Raw genomic sequence first — 15,616 nt, 5'->3', positions numbered from 1 at the left:
GTACCGGCTGCAAGGCCGCGCAGTGACTGACACGCACGAGCGGTACTGACCCGCGACCCGTACGAACTGGATGCCCGCAACGAAAGTTGCGGGCATTTCTTTTGAGGGGCGCGATAATCGACGCTATCGTCCACGCGCATCCGGCCGACTCATGGCGCTTCCTGATCCCGCTCCCAACCGCTCCGATCCTGCTGCGAACCCCGCACCGCGTTCACCGCGTTCGCTCCGTGCGCCGCGCTCGCGTCTCGCGCGAATCTTGCGCATCGCGACATCACCGTTCTATCGCTACCGGCACGCGAAACTGATTCACGGTCTGCGGGTCGGCATTGCGATGCTGGTGTCGATTCTCGCGACGACCGGCGTCGATATCCCGCATGGCATCTGGGCGTCGGTGACGGTGCTGGTCGTGATCGGCGGGCTTCAGCATCACGGCAACATCCGCAAGAAGGCAGCGGAGCGCGCGGCGGGCACGCTGCTCGGCGCGTCGCTCGGGCTCGGACTGATCCTGCAGCAGAACCTGCTCGGCTCGTTGCCGCTGACCTATCTGCTGATGGCGGCGATTGCGGGCGTGTGCGGCTGGTACGCGATCGGCAAGGCGGGCTACGTCGCGCTGCTCACGGCGATCACGACGGTCATCGTCGCGGGCCACGGTGACAATCTGATCGACGTCGGCCTGTGGCGCACGGCGAACGTGTTGATCGGTATCGTGATTGCGCTCGCGTTTTCGTTCGCGCTGCCGCTGCACGCGACCTATTCCTGGCGCTATCTGCTCGCCGACAATCTGCGCGAATGCGCGCGCATCTACACGCGGATGGTCGGCGGCGGGGCGGAAGCGGTGCTGTCCGCGGACGAACAGATCAAGACCTTCCTGCGACTCGGCACACGGCTCGTGCAACTGCGTGCACTGATGCCGTCGGTGGCGAAGGAGATCGACGTGCCGCAATCGACGCTCGATGAAATCCAGCGGCTGCATCGCTCGCTGCTGAGCGCGCTCGAGATGATGTCGACCGGCACGCTTGCGCACGTCGACGCGGCGGCGCGCGCGACGTTCGCGCAGCAGTGCGGAGCGCAGTGGCATCAGGTGCGCGGCGTGTTGCTGGGCACCGCGCGTGCGCTGCGCTTCGCGGGGACGACGCAGTTCAGGATGCCGGCGCGGCCATCGTCGGCAGACCCGACGTGTTCACGCGACGCGAGAGCAAGCGATGCGCTACCGGACCTGCCGCCCGATCTACAAGGCCCGTACTGGCTCGGGCTGCGGCTCGCGGAACAGGTGGAGCGGCTGCGCGAATTGCTCGCGCAGACCGAGACGAACTGGAACATCGAGCGGCATGCATGGCTGCACGTCGCGTGATGTTCGTCGGGGAAGGCGCTGCGGTTTACTTCTGCTCCGGCGCCGGCACGGAGATCATCCACGCGACGCCGAAACGATCCTGCAGCATCCCGAAGCCCTTGCTCCAGAAAGTTTCCTGCCACGGCATCATCACGGTGCCGTCCTGCGCGAGCGCATCGAAATAGTGCTTCGCGGACGCGTCGTCATCGGCAGTGAGCGACAGCGAGAAGCCCGAGATCGGGTTCGGTTTGGCGCCGGGGCTGCAGTCGCCGTCGGACGCCATCAGCGTCGTCGAACCGATCTGGAACGTCGAATGCATGATCTTGTCTTCGGTGCCGGGCGTGACCTGATAGTCGTGACTCGGCGGCGCTTCGCGAAAGTACATCTTGCATCCCAGCTTCGCACCGAGTCGCTCGCCGTAGAACGCGAGCGCTTCTTCGCAGCGGCCGCTGAAAATCAGATAGGGCTGAACCACCATGATCGTCTCCTGATCGTTGACGTGCGGCAGGCGCGGCGTTCGTACGTCGGGCATCCGCGCTCACGATTGTAGTCGTCCCGACGACGCGACCGGCCCCGGAACTTTGGTGAAACGGTGGGGATTCGAACGCAGCGGAGGCGGGCGGCTACGAGGTTGGCCACAAAAGCGACTGCGCCCGGCTTTTGGGGCCGGGCGCAGAGTGACGGTCAAGCACGGCGCGTTCGGCACGCGCCGTGTTTCGCAAGGCGTTTAACGCAGCGCTTCGATCAGCTTCTCGAGCTTGACCGCGTCGGCGGCGAAGGTGCGGATGCCTTCCGAGAGCTTTTCGGTCGCCATCGCGTCGTCGTTCAACTGGAAGCGGAACGACGATTCGTCGATCGCCACGCGTTCGAGGTTCGGCGTCTTCGCATCCGGCAGCAGCTTGCGCTCGACGGTTTCCGTGCTGTCCTGCAGTTTTTGCAGCAGGTCGGGGCTGATCGTCAGCAGGTCGCAGCCGGCCAGTTCGGTGATCTGCGACATCGTGCGGAAGCTCGCGCCCATCACCTCGGTCTTGTAGCCGAACGTCTTGTAGTAGCCGTAGATGCGGCGCACCGACTGCACGCCCGGATCGTTCTCGCCGCCGTTCTTCACTTCGTCCCACGCGCTACCGGCGGATTTCTTGTACCAGTCGTAGATGCGGCCGACGAACGGCGAAATGAGCTGCGCGCCCGCTTCGGCGCACGCGGCGGCCTGCACGAGCGAGAACAGCAGCGTCATGTTGCAATGGATGCCTTCCTTTTGCAGTACTTCGGCCGCGCGGATGCCTTCCCACGTGGACGCGAGCTTGATCAGCACGCGTTCGCGGCCGATGCCTGCGTCCTGATAGAGCTTGATGATCTCGTGCGCCTTGTCGACCGACGCTTTTGCATCGAACGACAGACGCGCGTCCACTTCGGTCGACACACGGCCGGGGATGATCTTCAGGATTTCGGTGCCGAATGCGATCAGCAGACGGTCGATGATCGCGCCGACCGGCTTCGACGCATTGTCGCGCACGGTTTTTTCCAGCAGCGGCTTGTAGTCGTCCTTCTGCACGGCCTTGAGAATCAGCGACGGATTGGTCGTCGCGTCGCGCGGCTTGTACTGGGCGAACTGCTGGAAGTCGCCGGTGTCTGCGACGACGACGGTGTACTGCTTGAGCTGGTCGAGTGCGGTAGTCATATCGAGCCTTCCAGGCGCCTGCGCGCCATGGTCAATAAAAGATGAGGTTGTCGAACCGATGACCGGCGTGTCCGCCGTTCATCCCGAAGCGTTCCCGCCACATCGCTTTGATGTTACCGCGAAGCGCGGCTCTCGACCTCTATTCTATGGCGGATCGGGCGATGCGTTTTTGACATGTGCGGGGGACGCGGGTTCGACGCAGTTTTTGTGCCGCGCGGCGCTCGTCACATTCAAGCCCCGACTTCACCCCCGTCGCGCATTCAACACGACCTGGGTGATAACACCCGCCACGAGCCCCCAGAACGCCGAGCCGATCGACAGCAATGTCAGCCCCGACGCGGTCACCATAAACGTGACGAGCGCGGCGTCGCGTTGTCGTGGGTCTTGCATCGCATTCGTCAGGCCGCCTGAAATCGAGCCGAACAGCGCGAGCGCAGCCACCGAGACCACCAATGCCTGCGGCAGTGCGGCGAACAGCGCGGCGATCGTCGCGCCGAACACGCCGGCAATCAGGTAGAAGATGCCGGCCCACACGGCGGCGGTGTAACGTTTCGACCGGTCTTCATGGGCGTCGGGGCCGGTGCAGATCGCGGCCGTGATCGCCGCGAGATTCACGCCGTGCGAACCGAACGGCGCGAGCACCAGCGAGGCGAGGCCGGTCGTCGAGATCAGCGGCGCCGACGGCGTCGTATAACCGTCCGCGCGCAGCACCGCGATGCCGGGCACGTTCTGCGACGCCATCGCGACGACGAAGAGCGGAATACCGATGCTGACGATCGCCGGCAGCGAGAACGACGGCCACGTCAGCACGGGCTGCGCTAGCGCGACGTGAAAGTGGCTGAAGTCGAGCAGTCCGAGGCCGCCCGCGACCGCCGTGCCGACGACGAGCGTCGTGACGATCGCATAGCGGGGCGCCGCGCGCCGCAGAATCAGGTACGTGAAGAACATCGCGAGCACGAGCGCGGTGCTCGACTGCGCGGCACGAAAGATCCCGATGCCGATCTCGAACAGGATGCCCGCGAGCAGTGCCGACGCGATGCCGGCGGGGATTTTCTTCATCAGCGTGTCGAACCATCCGGTCAGGCCGATGAGGGTGAGCAGCAACGCGCACACGATGAACGCGCCGATTGCCTGCGCATACGGCACGTGCGGCAGCGACGACACCAGCAGTGCGGCGCCGGGCGTCGACCACGCGATGACGATCGGCGCCCGAAAGCGCAGCGACAGGCCGATCGTGGTCAGTCCCATGCCGATCGACAGCGCCCAGATCCACGACGAAATCTGCGCATCCGACAGATGCGCGGCCGCGCCCGCCTGGAACATCAGCACGAGCGAACTCGTGTAGCCGGTCATCATCGCGACGAAGCCGGCGACGAGCGCGGCAAGCGACGTGTCGTTCCACGGTTTCGGCCAGCCCGCGGTGACCGTGGCGGAGGACGGATGGGACGTCGAAGGCGTCGAAGGGGGATTCATGCGGAAGAGACTCGTAGCGTAGTCATTATGATTTCGTTCGATGCCGTGTCTACGCACGGCAGCGCGCGCCGCAGCATGTTACTGCATGCGTGCCACCAGGTAATGCGATGGGGAAGGGATGCTTACTTGCTCAACACGCGCATCGACGCTTCGAGTCCCGCGAGCGTCAGCGGGTACATCCGGAAGCCCAGCACTTCGCGGATCACCGCAACCGACTGCCGGTATTCCCACAATCCTTCGGGCTCCGGATTCAGCCATGCGTGATGCGGGAACTGGTCCGCGAGCCGGCGCAACCAGACGGCGCCGGCCTCGGTGTTGTTGTATTCGACCGAGCCGCCGGGCTGCAGCACTTCGTACGGACTCATCGTCGCGTCGCCGACGAAGATCAGCTTGTAGTCGGGCGTGAACCGATGCAGTACGTCCCAGGTCGGCGTGCGTTCCGCGTGACGGCGGCGGTTGTTCTTCCACAGGAAGTCGTACACGCAGTTGTGGAAGTAGAAGAACTCGAGGTGCTTGAACTCGGCCTTCGCGGCGGAGAACAGTTCTTCGGTGCGCTTGATGTGATCGTCCATCGAGCCGCCGACGTCGAGCAGCATCAACACCTTCACGTTGTTGTGCCGCTCGGGGACCATCTTGATGTCGAGCCAGCCGGCGTTCGCGGCGGTGCTGCGGATCGTGTCGGGCAGATCGAGTTCTTCCTGCGCGCCTTCGCGCGCGAAGCGGCGCAGCCGGCGCAACGCGACCTTGATGTTGCGCGTGCCGATCTCGACCTGGTCGTCGTAATCGCGATACGCGCGCGATTCCCACACCTTGACCGCCGTGCGGTTGCCCGCCGCGTCGCCGCCGATGCGGATGCCTTCCGGGTTGAAGCCGCCGTTGCCGAACGGCGACGTGCCGCCTGTGCCGATCCACTTGTTGCCGCCTTCGTGGCGTTCCTTCTGCTCGTCGAGGAGTTCTTTCAGGCGATCCATCAGCTTGTCGAGGCCGCCCATCGCTTCGATCTGCGCTTTTTCTTCCGGAGAGAGATCGCGTTGCAGTTTCTTTTTCAGCCAGTCGAGCGGCACGTCGAGCGCGAGTTCCGACTTCAGCTCGACGCCTTTGAAGAACGCGCCGAACGCCTGATCGAACTTGTCGAAGTACTGCTCGTCCTTCACGAGCGTCATCCGCGACAGATAGTAGAACTCGTCGAGCGACGGCGCGATCACGCTGGCCTTCAACGCTTCGAGCAGCGTCAGGTATTCCTTGACCGACACTGGCAGCTTTGCATTACGCAGCGTGTAGAAGAAGTCGATCAGCATGGGGAATTCCTGACGGGTTCCGGTTCGTGTTCAGCGGCTGGCCTAGCGCTCGTTTCAGCGGTTATTGCGGTTCATGAAGATCAGCCGCTCGAACAGGCTCACGTCCTGTTCGTTTTTCAGCAGCGCGCCGTGCAGTGGCGGAATGATCTGCTTGTGATCCTGCGAGCGCAGCGCTTCGGGCGGGATGTCTTCGGCGAGCAGCAGTTTCAGCCAGTCGAGCAGTTCCGAAGTGGACGGCTTCTTCTTCAGACCCGACACGTTGCGCAACTCGAAGAAACTTTCCATCGCGGCGCGCAGCAGTTCCTGCTTGATGCCCGGATAGTGGACCTCGACGATCTGCTGCATCGTCGCCGGATCGGGGAACTTGATGTAGTGGAAGAAGCAGCGGCGCAGGAATGCGTCGGGCAGTTCCTTCTCGTTGTTCGACGTGATGATCACGAGCGGGCGCTGCTTCGCGCGGATCAGCTCGCGCGTCTCGTACACATAGAACTCCATCCGGTCGAGTTCGCGCAGCAGGTCGTTCGGAAACTCGATATCGGCCTTGTCGATTTCGTCGATCAGCAGCACCGTCTGCTCGTCCGATTCGAACGCCTGCCACAGCACACCCTTGACGATGTAGTTGCCGATGTCCTTCACGCGTTCGTCGCCGAGCTGCGAATCGCGCAGCCGCGATACGGCGTCGTACTCGTACAGACCCTGCTGCGCCTTCGTGGTGGACTTGATGTGCCATTGCAGCAGCGGCATACCGAGCGCGCCGGCGACTTCTTCGGCCAGCATCGTCTTGCCGGTGCCCGGTTCGCCCTTGATGAGGAGCGGCCGGCGCAGCGTCATGGCGGCGTTGACCGCGAGCTTGAGATCGTCGGTGGCGACGTATTGCGATGAACCTTCGAAACGCATGGCGACAGGCTCTGTAGGGAAAAATCCCAGTATAAGTCAGAAGCCCTTTCGAGCCTTGAAGGGCTCGCGTAGGGTGTCGACCGGTGCTGCCGTTGGTGTTTGGGCAGGGTGCCGCATGCATTGCGCGGTAACGCTGCGACACGGCTCCGGCTTCGGGAATACGCGTAAGCAGTGGCCATGCCCGCGCGGTGGACGCCCGCCGTAGCGTCGCGGTACAATTAGCCCGATTTTTTTGGCCTGCGTGGCGATCCAACAAGAATAACGGCGCGGGCCGTTGCCTTTTTGGGCGCCCGTTTCCCCTCATGCCAGGTTACATGCTATGAATAAATTCGTCGGCAAACATGTCGTGATCGCAGCGCTGTCGGCGCTCGCGGGCTTCGCGGCCAGTGCACAGGCAGCGGACGTCGTGGGCAACGCGAAAGCGGGCCAGGGCAAGGTCGCGATGTGTATCGGCTGCCACGGCATCCCGGACTATCGCACCGCGTACCCGGAGGTCTACCGGGTGCCGATGCTGGGCGGACAGAACCAGCAGTACATCGCGAACGCGCTGCACGAGTATCAGAAGGGCGACCGCCATTTTGAAACGATGCACGCCGTCGCGACCTCGTTGTCCGACCAGGACATCGCCGATATCGCGTCGTACTACGCGGCGCAAACATCCTCTTCGAAGAACAATCCCGACAAGTGACCGGCTGGCGCCGCATTTCGCCGTATCTGCCGTCCAGTCAACCGGTACTCACTCTCGCGGGACAGGAGAATTCATGAAGAAGCCCCAACAGGCACTCCACACGATGTTCAAAGCCGCATGCGCTGTCGCGCTGTTCGGTCTCGCTGCAGCCCCGGCGGCTTACGCGGCCGATGCGGCGAACGGCAAGGTGCTCGCCGACGCCCACAACTGTGCGGCCTGCCACGGTCCGAACCTGAACAAGCCGGTGAGCCCGGAGTATCCGAAGCTCGCTGGCCAGCACGGCGACTACATCTACTGGGCGCTGCGCCAGTATCAGATGGGCAACGGCAACCCGCATCTGGGTCGCAGCAACCCGATCATGCAGGCGCAGGTGCAGAGCCTGTCGCAGAGCGACATGAAGGATCTCGCCGCGTATATCGAATCGCTGAACGGCGATCTGGTGCAGAAGAAGTAACGCGAGCGGTGAGCGGTGTTGCGGCCTCGCGTGGCCGGCGCATCGTTCGACGCTGCTGTTTGTGCAAACACCCCGCTTATGCGGGGTGTTTGCTTTTGGGGGCGGTGAGAAGTGGGGTGAGGGGTGACGCGTCGGCGATGAAATGCGGCTGGGTTCGATGGCGGGTGAGGGCGCGGCGTTTTGTCGCAGATGCGGTTGCGGTTTGCGCGGCGTCGGTCGTTCAGGGCTGCATGCTGCGCGGACAGTGAAGCGCGCGTCCAGCGTTAAAAAAGCATCAGTCGCGCGACGCGCGTCGCTCGATGCGTGCGAGGTACGCGTCGGTGTCCGGCGGCGTGCCGGTGCGCTGCGCTTCCCAGATCGTTTCGCCGAGGCATTCCATGATCGCGTGCTGCGCGTCGTGCGTGGAGCCCATCCTTCCGGCGAGACGGTCGTGCGCGGCACGAATGCCGGGCGGCTGATCGATCGACAGTTGCTCGCTGATCGCGAGATGCATCGACAGGTGCAGGAACGGATTGGTCTTGCCCTGCTCGGGCGAATAGTCCTGCGTCGGTGCTGCGTCGGCATCGGCGAGATCGGCGTGATACTCGGGATGCTCGACGATCCAGTCGGCGGCGATCGCTTCGAGCGGCGTCAGGATTTCGCCCGCGCGCTGCTTGCGCCAGGTGTCGGTGAAGAAGCGTCGGACTTCGTCGCGGCTGGGATTGAACATCGTGGATGCGTGGAATGCTTGAGGTGTGGGGCGGTGGTTCGGCTGCTTTCGATAATCGCTGCAACCGCGATGCGCTATTTTACGCTGCCGTGCGAGGGCTCACCGGCGACGGGCCATTGCCTCAAAGATCCGGCGGCGGCGTCTTCGGCTTGAACTCGCACAGCGGCTCGATCACGCAATGCCAGCATTCGGGCCGGCGCGCCTTGCACACGTAACGGCCGTGCAGGATCAGCCAGTGATGCGCATCCTGCCGGTACTCGGCCGGCGTGAATTTCTCGAGCGCGGTTTCGACCGCGCGCACGTCCTTGCCCGGCGCGAGGCCGGTGCGATTCGCGACGCGGAAGATGTGCGTATCGACTGCAATGGTCGGATGGCCGAACGCGGTGTTCAGCACGACGTTCGCGGTCTTGCGTCCGACGCCCGGCAGGCTTTCGAGCGCCTCGCGATCGGCGGGCACTTCGGCATCGTATTGCTCGATCAGGATGCGGCACGTCGCGACGACGTTCTTCGCCTTGGTCCGATAAAGGCCGATCGTCTTGATGTAGTCGACGACACCTTCTTCGCCGAGTTCGAGAATCTGCTGCGGCGTGTTCGCGACCGGGAACATCTTGCGCATTGCCTTGTTCACCGAGACATCGGTGGCCTGCGCGGACAGCATCACGGCGATCAGCAGTTCGAACGGTGTCGTGTACTCGAGCTCGGTGGTCGGATGCGGGTTCAGGCTCTGCAGCGTCTCGTAGATCGCACGTCGTTTGGTCGCGTTCATGGGGCGGTCAGCGCTTTTTCGAGTGGGTGTCGTCGGATGCGTCGTCGGGGCTGTCGTCATCCTGCGGCGCTACTTCGCCGGATGCGATGCCGAGCCGTCGACGGCGCGCCTCGGCGGCATCGATCTGTGCCTGCACGTCGACGCTGACGTTCGCGGTGTTCTTCGGCGCGTCACCCTGCGCGGCGAGCGCTTCCTTTTTCTGGCGTGCGCGGTCGAGCGCGGCCTGGATGATCGCGCGTTTTTTGGCTTCTGCGTCGTTGGTGGCCGTCGCGGGTTGCGGTGCGTCTGCGCTCAGAGGCGCGCTGTCCGTCGCGGACGCAGATGCCGGCGCCGAAGGGCCCGCACCCGCTCGTCGTGCCGCTGCGCGCGCTTCGGCGGCTTCACGTTCGCGGGTCAGGCGCGCGAGGTGCTGATCGTGATGCGCGCGCGCTTCGTCGGCCTGCTGCTGGGTCCATGCGTCCCAGCCGGTGTGCTCGCCGGTGACTGGAATCATGTCGATGCAATCGACCGGGCAGGGCGGCACGCACAGGTCGCAGCCGGTACACAGCGATTCGATGACCGTGTGCATCTGCTTCGCGCCACCGACGATCGCGTCGACGGGACAGGCCTGCGCGCACAGCGTGCAGCCGATGCAGATGTTCTCGTCGATGACGGCGCGCGGCCGCGGACGTTCGATGCCGTTGACGGGATTGATCGGGATGACCGGCCTGCCGAGCAGCGACGCGAGGCGCGCGACGCCTTCTGCGCCGCCGGGCGGGCACTGGTTGTAGTTCGCGCTGCCTTGTGCGATTGCTTCGGCGTACGGACGGCAGCCTTCGTAACCGCACTTCGTGCATTGCGTCTGGGGCAGCAGATCTTCGATGCGGTCTGCGAGTGTTTTAGGATCTGTCACGTTGACGACGTCGTGGGCGGCCCGCGATGGCGCAGTGCGGCGTGCGAGAGGCCACGCGGTGCCGCGCGACGCGTTGCGCCGGGCGGCTGGGGGCCGTTGCTGCACGCCGTCGCGAGGCTTCGGCCAAATGCCGATTATCGCCGATTTCCCCGATTGCCATCGCCAAACCATGTGCCATAATCGAAGCGCTTTTTTGAAAGACCGCAGGAGGGTGTCCCCCAACCATGGCGCGCCCGTACAGTGCTGTCGGTGCAAGGCCCGAGGAGAGGCCGGCGGCGCGATCCGGAAACGCGGCTCACGAAGCACATGCCACCATGAATCAGCCGAAAATCAAAAGAGATCCTGAAGGCACACGGCGCCGCATCCTGCTCGCGGCGGCCGAAGAATTTGCAAACGGTGGGTTGTTCGGCGCGCGTGTCGATCAGATCGCGCGCCGCGCGGAGACGAACGAACGCATGCTCTACTACTACTTCGGTAGCAAGGAGCAGCTTTTCACGGCGGTACTCGAGCACGCCTTCACCGCGCTCACCGAAGCCGAACGCGCGCTCGACCTGAGCGGCGTTGCCCCGGTCGAAGCGGTGACGCGGCTCGCACATTTCGTGTGGGACTACTACCGGGATCATCCGGAGCTGCTGCGTCTCGTGAACAACGAGAACCTGCACGAAGCGCGCTACATGCGGAAATCTCCGCGCATTCGCGAGATGATCTCGCCGATCGTCGCGACGCTCGGCAGCATTCTCGAGCGCGGGCAGCGCGCGGGACTGTTCCGTTCGAACGTCGATGCGCTGCGCCTGTACATGACGCTGTCGGGGATGGGCTATTACATCGTGTCGAACCGCTTCACGCTCGAAGCGTCGCTCGGCCGCGATTTCAGCGCGGCCAACGAGCGCGCGGAGATCGTGCAGATGAATACCGATATCCTGCTCGCGTATCTGCTGCGGCGGTGATCCGCTGACCTGCAGAGGCCGCATTGAAATGAAAACGGCGCCCAAGTGGGCGCCGTTTTCATTTACGAAGAAAGAAGGGACTCAGGCCTCGGCCTTTTCCTTTTCCGCTTTCGTGGGCCGGCTGTTCTTGTTGTGCGCGAGGATGAAATCGCGCAGTTGCGGATAGATGATCGTGCGCCACCGGCGACCCGAGAAAATGCCGTAATGCCCGCATTTTTCGGCGGTGAAGTGCTGCTTGTGCTTCGCCGGGATACCGCTGCACAGATCCTGCGCTGCGCGCGTCTGGCCGCTGCCGGAGATGTCGTCGAGTTCGCCTTCGATCGTGAACAGCGCGGTCTTCTTGATGTCCTCAGGCTTCACGAGTTCGCCCGCGACTTCCCACGTGCCTTCCGCGAGCCGGAATTCCTGGAACACGACACGGATGGTGTCCAGGTAGTAATCGGCGGCCATGTCGAGCACTGCGTTGTACTCGTCGTAGAAGCGGCGGTGCGCTTCGGCGTCTTCCTCGTCGCCGCGCAGCAGGCTCTGGTAGAAGTCCCAGTGCGCAGCCGTGTGACGCTCCGGATTCATCGCGACGAAGCCGGTGTGCTGCAGGAAGCCCGGATAGACCTTGCGGCCCACGCCCGGGTAGTTCGGCGGCACCGTGAAGATCACGTTGTTCTCGAACCATTCGTACGAGTGCTGCGTGGCGAGCGAGTTGACGGAAGTCGGGCTCTTGCGGGCATCGATCGGGCCACCCATCATCGTCATCGTGCGCGGCGTGTCCTCGCCGCGGCTCGCCATCAGCGAGATCGCCGCGAGTACCGGCACCGTCGGCTGACAGACCGAGATCACGTGCAGATCTTTCGCGCCGATGTGGCGGATGAATTCCTGGATGTAGCCGACGTAATCGTCGAGGTCGAACGTGCCGTCTTCGAGCGGCACCATCCGGGCGTCGATCCAGTCGGTGAGATAGACCTTGTGATCCTGCAGCAGCGTGCGGACCGTGTCGCGCAGCAGCGTCGAGTGATGGCCGGACAGCGGCGCACACACCAGCACGACGGGTTCGTCTTTCAGCTGCATGACCGCGTCGCTGTCGTCCGCATAGCGCTTGAAGCGCAGCAGACGGCAGAAAGGCTTTTCGATGATCGTCTGTTCGACGATAGGGATGTTGTGCCCGTCCTTGACGATCTGGTGCAGATCGAACACAGGCTTCTCGTAGTCCTTGCCGAGCCGGTATAGCAGCTCATAGCCGGCGGACAGGCGGGTGGCCCCGGGCACGTAGGCGAGCGGGCTGGCCGGATTCGCAAACGACTTCGACGCGGCCTGTGCCCAGGCGGTAAGCGGGCTTAACAGCGCTCGCTGGAATTCGTGCAGCTGATAGAGCATGAGGGCTCCGGCTTTGAAACGGTTCGCGTGACGCGCGTAGCGTTGGGGCGGGCCGTATTGGTTGACGACAATTGGTTATCGGCCGTTATGCTCCAAAGATGATATCGGAGCGCGTCCGTTTGTGCAACGCAACAATTGTCAGATCGGTGCGGCGCCCGGCGCGCCGCTTCCGGAGCGCCCGCCCGTGCGGATGTCAGCCCGGTGCACGCGGCGTATCTGCGGCCGGTGTCTGCGTTTCGCGGTCGCCCCAACCACCCGTGCCGTCCTGGCCTGCTGCGTTGCCCTCGCCGTCGTGGGCTGGCTGACCGGCGGCTTTCGCCATCTCCTGCTCGTGCTTCATCAGGTTCAGGCCGGTATGCACCAGCGCGACGTGCGAGAACGCCTGCGGGAAGTTACCGACCAGCCGCCCCGCCGCCGGGTCGTATTCCTCCGAGAGCAGGCCGACGTCGTTCGCGAGCGAGAGCAGCCGCTCGTACATCGCGTGCGCTTCGGCGACGCGGCCTTGCAGCGCGAGGTTGTCGACCATCCAGAAGCTGCACGCGAGGAACGTCCCTTCGCCGGGCGGCAGACCGTCGTCGACGTCGGTCGTCCGGTAGCGCATCACGAAGCCGTCGTGCATCAGCGTTTTTTCGATGGCGTCGACGGTGCCGGCGATGCGCGGATCGGACGGCGGCAGGAAGCCGACCAGCGGCATCAGCAGCGTGCTGGCGTCGAGATCGTCGCCGCCGTAGATCTGCGTGAACGCATTAAGCTTCGGGTTCCAGCTTTTCAGGCAGACGTCGGCATGAATCAGGTCGCGTAGTGCGCGCCAGCGATCGAGCGGTGCAGGTAGATCGAAAGACTCGGCCGATTTGACCGCGCGATCGAACGCGACCCACGCCATCACTTTCGAAAACGTGAAGTGCTGACGTCCGCCGCGCGTTTCCCAGATGCCTTCGTCCGGTTCTTCCCAGATCGTCTCGAGGTGCTTGAGCATCGTGCACTGCACGGTCCACGCGGTTTCGTCCGCCTGCAGTCCACCGACCCGCGCGAGGTGCAGCGCATTCATCACTTCGCCGTAGACGTCGAGCTGCAGTTGCCCGACCGCGTTGTTGCCGACCCGTACCGGCTTCGCGCCTTCGTAGCCGGGCAGCCAGTCGAGTTCGAACTCGGGCAGCCGGCGTTCGCCCGCGATGCCGTACATGATCTGCAACTGCTCCGGCGACCCCGCCATCACGCGACCGAGCCACGTGCGCCACGCGCGCGCCTCGTCGTAGTAGCCGCAGCGCATCAGCGCGAGCAGCGTGATCGTCGCGTCGCGCAGCCAGCAGTAGCGGTAGTCCCAGTTGCGCGTGCCGCCGAGATGTTCGGGCAGCGACGTGGTCGGCGCGGCAACGACGCCGCCGGTCGGTTCATACGCGAGCGCCCGCAGCGTGATCAGCGAACGGCGGATCGGCGCGGCCCAGCGTCCTTCGATCGTGTTGCGTGCCGACCATTCGAGCCAGTGATTCTCGGTGCGCGCGAGCGACGTGTGCGGATCGCGCGCGGGCGGGATCCGCAGATGCGACGCCGAGTACGCGAGCGAGAACGGCACGCGCTCGCCTTCCGACACGGTGAACTCGGCGAGCGTGCGCATGTTCTCGCCGCGCACGTCGACCGGCGTACGCAGCACCGCCGTGTCGGGGCCGACGATCGCCTGCACGCCGCTTTCGTTCGGCAGCCGGCTGACCCACGGCACCGAGAAGCCGTAGTCGAAACGCAGCACGAGTTCCATCTTCATCCGCACCGTGCCGCGCCGGCCAACGACGATCCGCACGAGTTCCGACCAGCCGTTGCCGGGCGGCATGAAATCGATCACGGTGACGGCGCCTTCCGGCGTTTCGAAATCGGTCTCGAGGATCAGCGTTTCGCCGCGATAGCGACGCGTGATCGACGGCGCCTGGTCACTGATCGGCGCGAGCAGCCAGCGGCCGTTGTCCTCGGTGCCGAGCAGCGCCGCGAAGCAGGCGCCGGAATCGAAACGCGGCCAGCACAGCCAGTCGATCGAGCCGTCGCGGGAGATCAGCGCGGCCGTATGGCCGTCGCCGACGAGTGCGTAATCTTCGATGCGTGAGGGCATGGTTCAGCGGCGTGGCCGCGGGTAAAAAGGGCGCGCGGTGCGCAAACCGGACGATGCCGGGCGGTGTTCGAACGGCATCGATGTCATTCGAACGTCATGGTTACCGGGACCCTCGGGTCGCGGTCTGGTTCAGTGCGTACTTTAGTGCGACCGTGGGTCGCAGAACGCGTAAGCGGCCTTGGCATTTCGCGCACGCGCTGCCTACAATCATTTCTCCCGGGACATATCTACGTGTCTTCGGTACCGCTGTTCCATCGTCGTATCGTCTGTTGCATCCGTTGCCGTTTCGAGGATCGAGCCATGCTGAACCCGACGAAATCCGATTGCGTCACGATTCTTTCCGCCGCCAGCCAACTCGCCGACGACGCGCTGCTGCCGCTCGATCCACGCCGGCTCGGTCTGTCGCGCAACGGGATGGAAACGGCGGCCGTGTTTCTGATCGAGCGCGCGTGCTTCAAACGTCATGCGGACGGCGACGGTCATTATGCCGTCGGCTGTCTGTCGCTGCAGGGACGCCTGCGGCTCGACCAGCTGTCGAACGGCTGAACGGGTCGGTTCTTCCATTCTTTTTTCATCCTCGTCGCACGGGCCGTACGTATCCGTGCAGGCGCAGCCTTTGCTGTTTCCACGTTGAAGCGCGTTGCGGCGCATCCGTCGTGTGCGGGCATGCGGACGTACGCGTGCCTGCACACATGTATCACGCACGCACACATCACGGCTGCATGCGGTCACAGATGCAGATGCGACGCTCCAACGCCGAAGATGCCGATCACCCCGATCAGGATCAGGTATAGCGCGACGATGATGTTGAGCAGACGCGGCATGACGAGGATCAGGATGCCGGCGATCAGCGAGACGACCGGACCGAGAGAGAGCGTGACGTTCATGGCGACTCCGTGAGTTGAACTGCGGTGAGACGATGCGTGTCGTACGGGAGATCCGACGCTTGCGTCGCGATCCTGCGTAACGCTTTTATACTGCTTTCGACAACAAACAGTCCGACTGCTGCTTCGAGGTG

At 64.1% G+C, this 15,616-nt stretch carries 16 protein-coding genes; 5 read left to right on the top strand and 11 right to left on the bottom strand.

Annotation, left to right across the window (positions count from 1 at the left end; genetic code table 11):
• Positions 1-253 precede the first annotated feature (253 nt).
• Entirely contained in the window at positions 254-1,351 is a 1,098-nt protein-coding gene (locus E1748_RS28660; RefSeq protein ID WP_240766864.1) for an FUSC family protein, read from the top strand.
• A gap of 25 nt (positions 1,352-1,376) precedes the next feature.
• Here E1748_RS28660 and E1748_RS28655 read toward each other — a convergent pair whose 3' ends face one another.
• The 5 genes from E1748_RS28655 to E1748_RS28635 form a co-directional block, all read right to left on the bottom strand.
• Positions 1,377-1,808, bottom strand: a complete 432-nt coding sequence (locus E1748_RS28655; protein WP_133651002.1) for a VOC family protein — start codon at positions 1,806-1,808, stop codon at positions 1,377-1,379.
• Positions 1,809-2,057: 249 nt separating this feature from the next.
• On the bottom strand, positions 2,058-3,008 hold the full coding sequence (gene tal / locus E1748_RS28650) for a transaldolase (RefSeq protein WP_133650682.1): 951 nt from the start codon (positions 3,006-3,008) through the stop codon (positions 2,058-2,060).
• A gap of 243 nt (positions 3,009-3,251) precedes the next feature.
• Positions 3,252-4,481 (bottom strand): benzoate/H(+) symporter BenE family transporter, encoded by a 1,230-nt coding sequence (locus tag E1748_RS28645; RefSeq protein WP_133650681.1) that lies wholly within the window; start codon positions 4,479-4,481, stop codon positions 3,252-3,254.
• 122 nt (positions 4,482-4,603) lie between these two features.
• Positions 4,604-5,779: a vWA domain-containing protein gene (locus E1748_RS28640; RefSeq protein ID WP_133650680.1), complete on the bottom strand. Its 1,176-nt coding sequence runs from the start codon at positions 5,777-5,779 to the stop codon at positions 4,604-4,606.
• Positions 5,780-5,833: 54 nt separating this feature from the next.
• A complete protein-coding gene (locus E1748_RS28635; protein ID WP_133650679.1) occupies positions 5,834-6,676 on the bottom strand; it encodes an AAA family ATPase in 843 nt (280 codons plus the stop codon).
• Between the two features lie 319 nt (positions 6,677-6,995).
• Between E1748_RS28635 and E1748_RS28630 the strand changes: the two genes are divergently transcribed.
• Both E1748_RS28630 and E1748_RS28625 read left to right on the top strand, forming a co-directional pair.
• Positions 6,996-7,364 carry a c-type cytochrome gene (locus tag E1748_RS28630; protein WP_133650678.1) on the top strand — a complete coding sequence of 123 codons (369 nt, stop codon included), beginning with the start codon at positions 6,996-6,998 and terminating at the stop codon, positions 7,362-7,364.
• 73 nt (positions 7,365-7,437) lie between these two features.
• Positions 7,438-7,818 (top strand): c-type cytochrome, encoded by a 381-nt coding sequence (locus E1748_RS28625; RefSeq protein ID WP_133650677.1) that lies wholly within the window; start codon positions 7,438-7,440, stop codon positions 7,816-7,818.
• A gap of 274 nt (positions 7,819-8,092) precedes the next feature.
• Here the strand turns inward: E1748_RS28625 and E1748_RS28620 are convergent, their stop codons facing one another.
• The 3 genes from E1748_RS28620 to rsxB form a co-directional block, all read right to left on the bottom strand.
• Complete coding sequence (locus E1748_RS28620) at positions 8,093-8,527, bottom strand: DUF1841 family protein (protein ID WP_133650676.1); 435 nt, start codon at positions 8,525-8,527, stop codon at positions 8,093-8,095.
• A gap of 121 nt (positions 8,528-8,648) precedes the next feature.
• Positions 8,649-9,293, bottom strand: a complete 645-nt coding sequence (gene nth / locus E1748_RS28615; RefSeq protein ID WP_133650675.1) for an endonuclease III — start codon at positions 9,291-9,293, stop codon at positions 8,649-8,651.
• A 7-nt stretch (positions 9,294-9,300) separates the two neighbouring features.
• On the bottom strand, positions 9,301-10,185 hold the full coding sequence (rsxB, locus tag E1748_RS28610) for an electron transport complex subunit RsxB (protein ID WP_240766845.1): 885 nt from the start codon (positions 10,183-10,185) through the stop codon (positions 9,301-9,303).
• A 314-nt stretch (positions 10,186-10,499) separates the two neighbouring features.
• Between rsxB and E1748_RS28605 the strand changes: the two genes are divergently transcribed.
• Positions 10,500-11,132 (top strand): TetR/AcrR family transcriptional regulator, encoded by a 633-nt coding sequence (locus E1748_RS28605; RefSeq protein WP_133650673.1) that lies wholly within the window; start codon positions 10,500-10,502, stop codon positions 11,130-11,132.
• An 81-nt stretch (positions 11,133-11,213) separates the two neighbouring features.
• Here E1748_RS28605 and E1748_RS28600 read toward each other — a convergent pair whose 3' ends face one another.
• Positions 11,214-12,500 (bottom strand): polyhydroxyalkanoate depolymerase, encoded by a 1,287-nt coding sequence (locus tag E1748_RS28600; RefSeq protein ID WP_133650672.1) that lies wholly within the window; start codon positions 12,498-12,500, stop codon positions 11,214-11,216.
• Between the two features lie 193 nt (positions 12,501-12,693).
• Positions 12,694-14,598 carry a glycoside hydrolase family 15 protein gene (locus tag E1748_RS28595; protein WP_133650671.1) on the bottom strand — a complete coding sequence of 635 codons (1,905 nt, stop codon included), beginning with the start codon at positions 14,596-14,598 and terminating at the stop codon, positions 12,694-12,696.
• Between the two features lie 300 nt (positions 14,599-14,898).
• Here E1748_RS28595 and E1748_RS28590 point away from each other — a divergent pair, with 300 nt between their 5' ends.
• Positions 14,899-15,144 carry a hypothetical protein gene (locus E1748_RS28590; protein ID WP_133650670.1) on the top strand — a complete coding sequence of 82 codons (246 nt, stop codon included), beginning with the start codon at positions 14,899-14,901 and terminating at the stop codon, positions 15,142-15,144.
• A gap of 182 nt (positions 15,145-15,326) precedes the next feature.
• On the opposite strand, the gene E1748_RS28585 is transcribed toward E1748_RS28590, so the two are convergent.
• Complete coding sequence (locus tag E1748_RS28585) at positions 15,327-15,485, bottom strand: DUF3096 domain-containing protein (RefSeq protein ID WP_133650669.1); 159 nt, start codon at positions 15,483-15,485, stop codon at positions 15,327-15,329.
• Positions 15,486-15,616 lie beyond the last annotated feature (131 nt).

It is taken from the genome of Paraburkholderia flava (genome assembly GCF_004359985.1).
In the GTDB taxonomy this organism is placed as follows: Bacteria; Pseudomonadota; Gammaproteobacteria; order Burkholderiales; family Burkholderiaceae; genus Paraburkholderia; species Paraburkholderia flava.
This window is presented reverse-complemented; position numbering and strand designations above follow the sequence as displayed.

What these genes read in the sequence shown, in the direction of transcription:
- E1748_RS28625 (WP_133650677.1), top strand. Translation starts at nt 7,438, where the DNA reads ATGAAGAAGCCCCAACAGGCACTCCACACGATGTTCAAAGCCGCATGC.
- E1748_RS28585 (WP_133650669.1), bottom strand. Translation starts at nt 15,485, where the DNA reads ATGAACGTCACGCTCTCTCTCGGTCCGGTCGTCTCGCTGATCGCCGGC.
- E1748_RS28595 (WP_133650671.1), bottom strand. Translation starts at nt 14,598, where the DNA reads ATGCCCTCACGCATCGAAGATTACGCACTCGTCGGCGACGGCCATACG.
- E1748_RS28600 (WP_133650672.1), bottom strand. Translation starts at nt 12,500, where the DNA reads ATGCTCTATCAGCTGCACGAATTCCAGCGAGCGCTGTTAAGCCCGCTT.
- E1748_RS28640 (WP_133650680.1), bottom strand. Translation starts at nt 5,779, where the DNA reads ATGCTGATCGACTTCTTCTACACGCTGCGTAATGCAAAGCTGCCAGTG.
- E1748_RS28645 (WP_133650681.1), bottom strand. Translation starts at nt 4,481, where the DNA reads ATGAATCCCCCTTCGACGCCTTCGACGTCCCATCCGTCCTCCGCCACG.
- E1748_RS28630 (WP_133650678.1), top strand. Translation starts at nt 6,996, where the DNA reads ATGAATAAATTCGTCGGCAAACATGTCGTGATCGCAGCGCTGTCGGCG.
- nth (WP_133650675.1), bottom strand. Translation starts at nt 9,293, where the DNA reads ATGAACGCGACCAAACGACGTGCGATCTACGAGACGCTGCAGAGCCTG.
- E1748_RS28620 (WP_133650676.1), bottom strand. Translation starts at nt 8,527, where the DNA reads ATGTTCAATCCCAGCCGCGACGAAGTCCGACGCTTCTTCACCGACACC.
- E1748_RS28655 (WP_133651002.1), bottom strand. Translation starts at nt 1,808, where the DNA reads ATGGTGGTTCAGCCCTATCTGATTTTCAGCGGCCGCTGCGAAGAAGCG.
- E1748_RS28605 (WP_133650673.1), top strand. Translation starts at nt 10,500, where the DNA reads ATGAATCAGCCGAAAATCAAAAGAGATCCTGAAGGCACACGGCGCCGC.
- tal (WP_133650682.1), bottom strand. Translation starts at nt 3,008, where the DNA reads ATGACTACCGCACTCGACCAGCTCAAGCAGTACACCGTCGTCGTCGCA.
- E1748_RS28635 (WP_133650679.1), bottom strand. Translation starts at nt 6,676, where the DNA reads ATGCGTTTCGAAGGTTCATCGCAATACGTCGCCACCGACGATCTCAAG.
- E1748_RS28590 (WP_133650670.1), top strand. Translation starts at nt 14,899, where the DNA reads ATGCTGAACCCGACGAAATCCGATTGCGTCACGATTCTTTCCGCCGCC.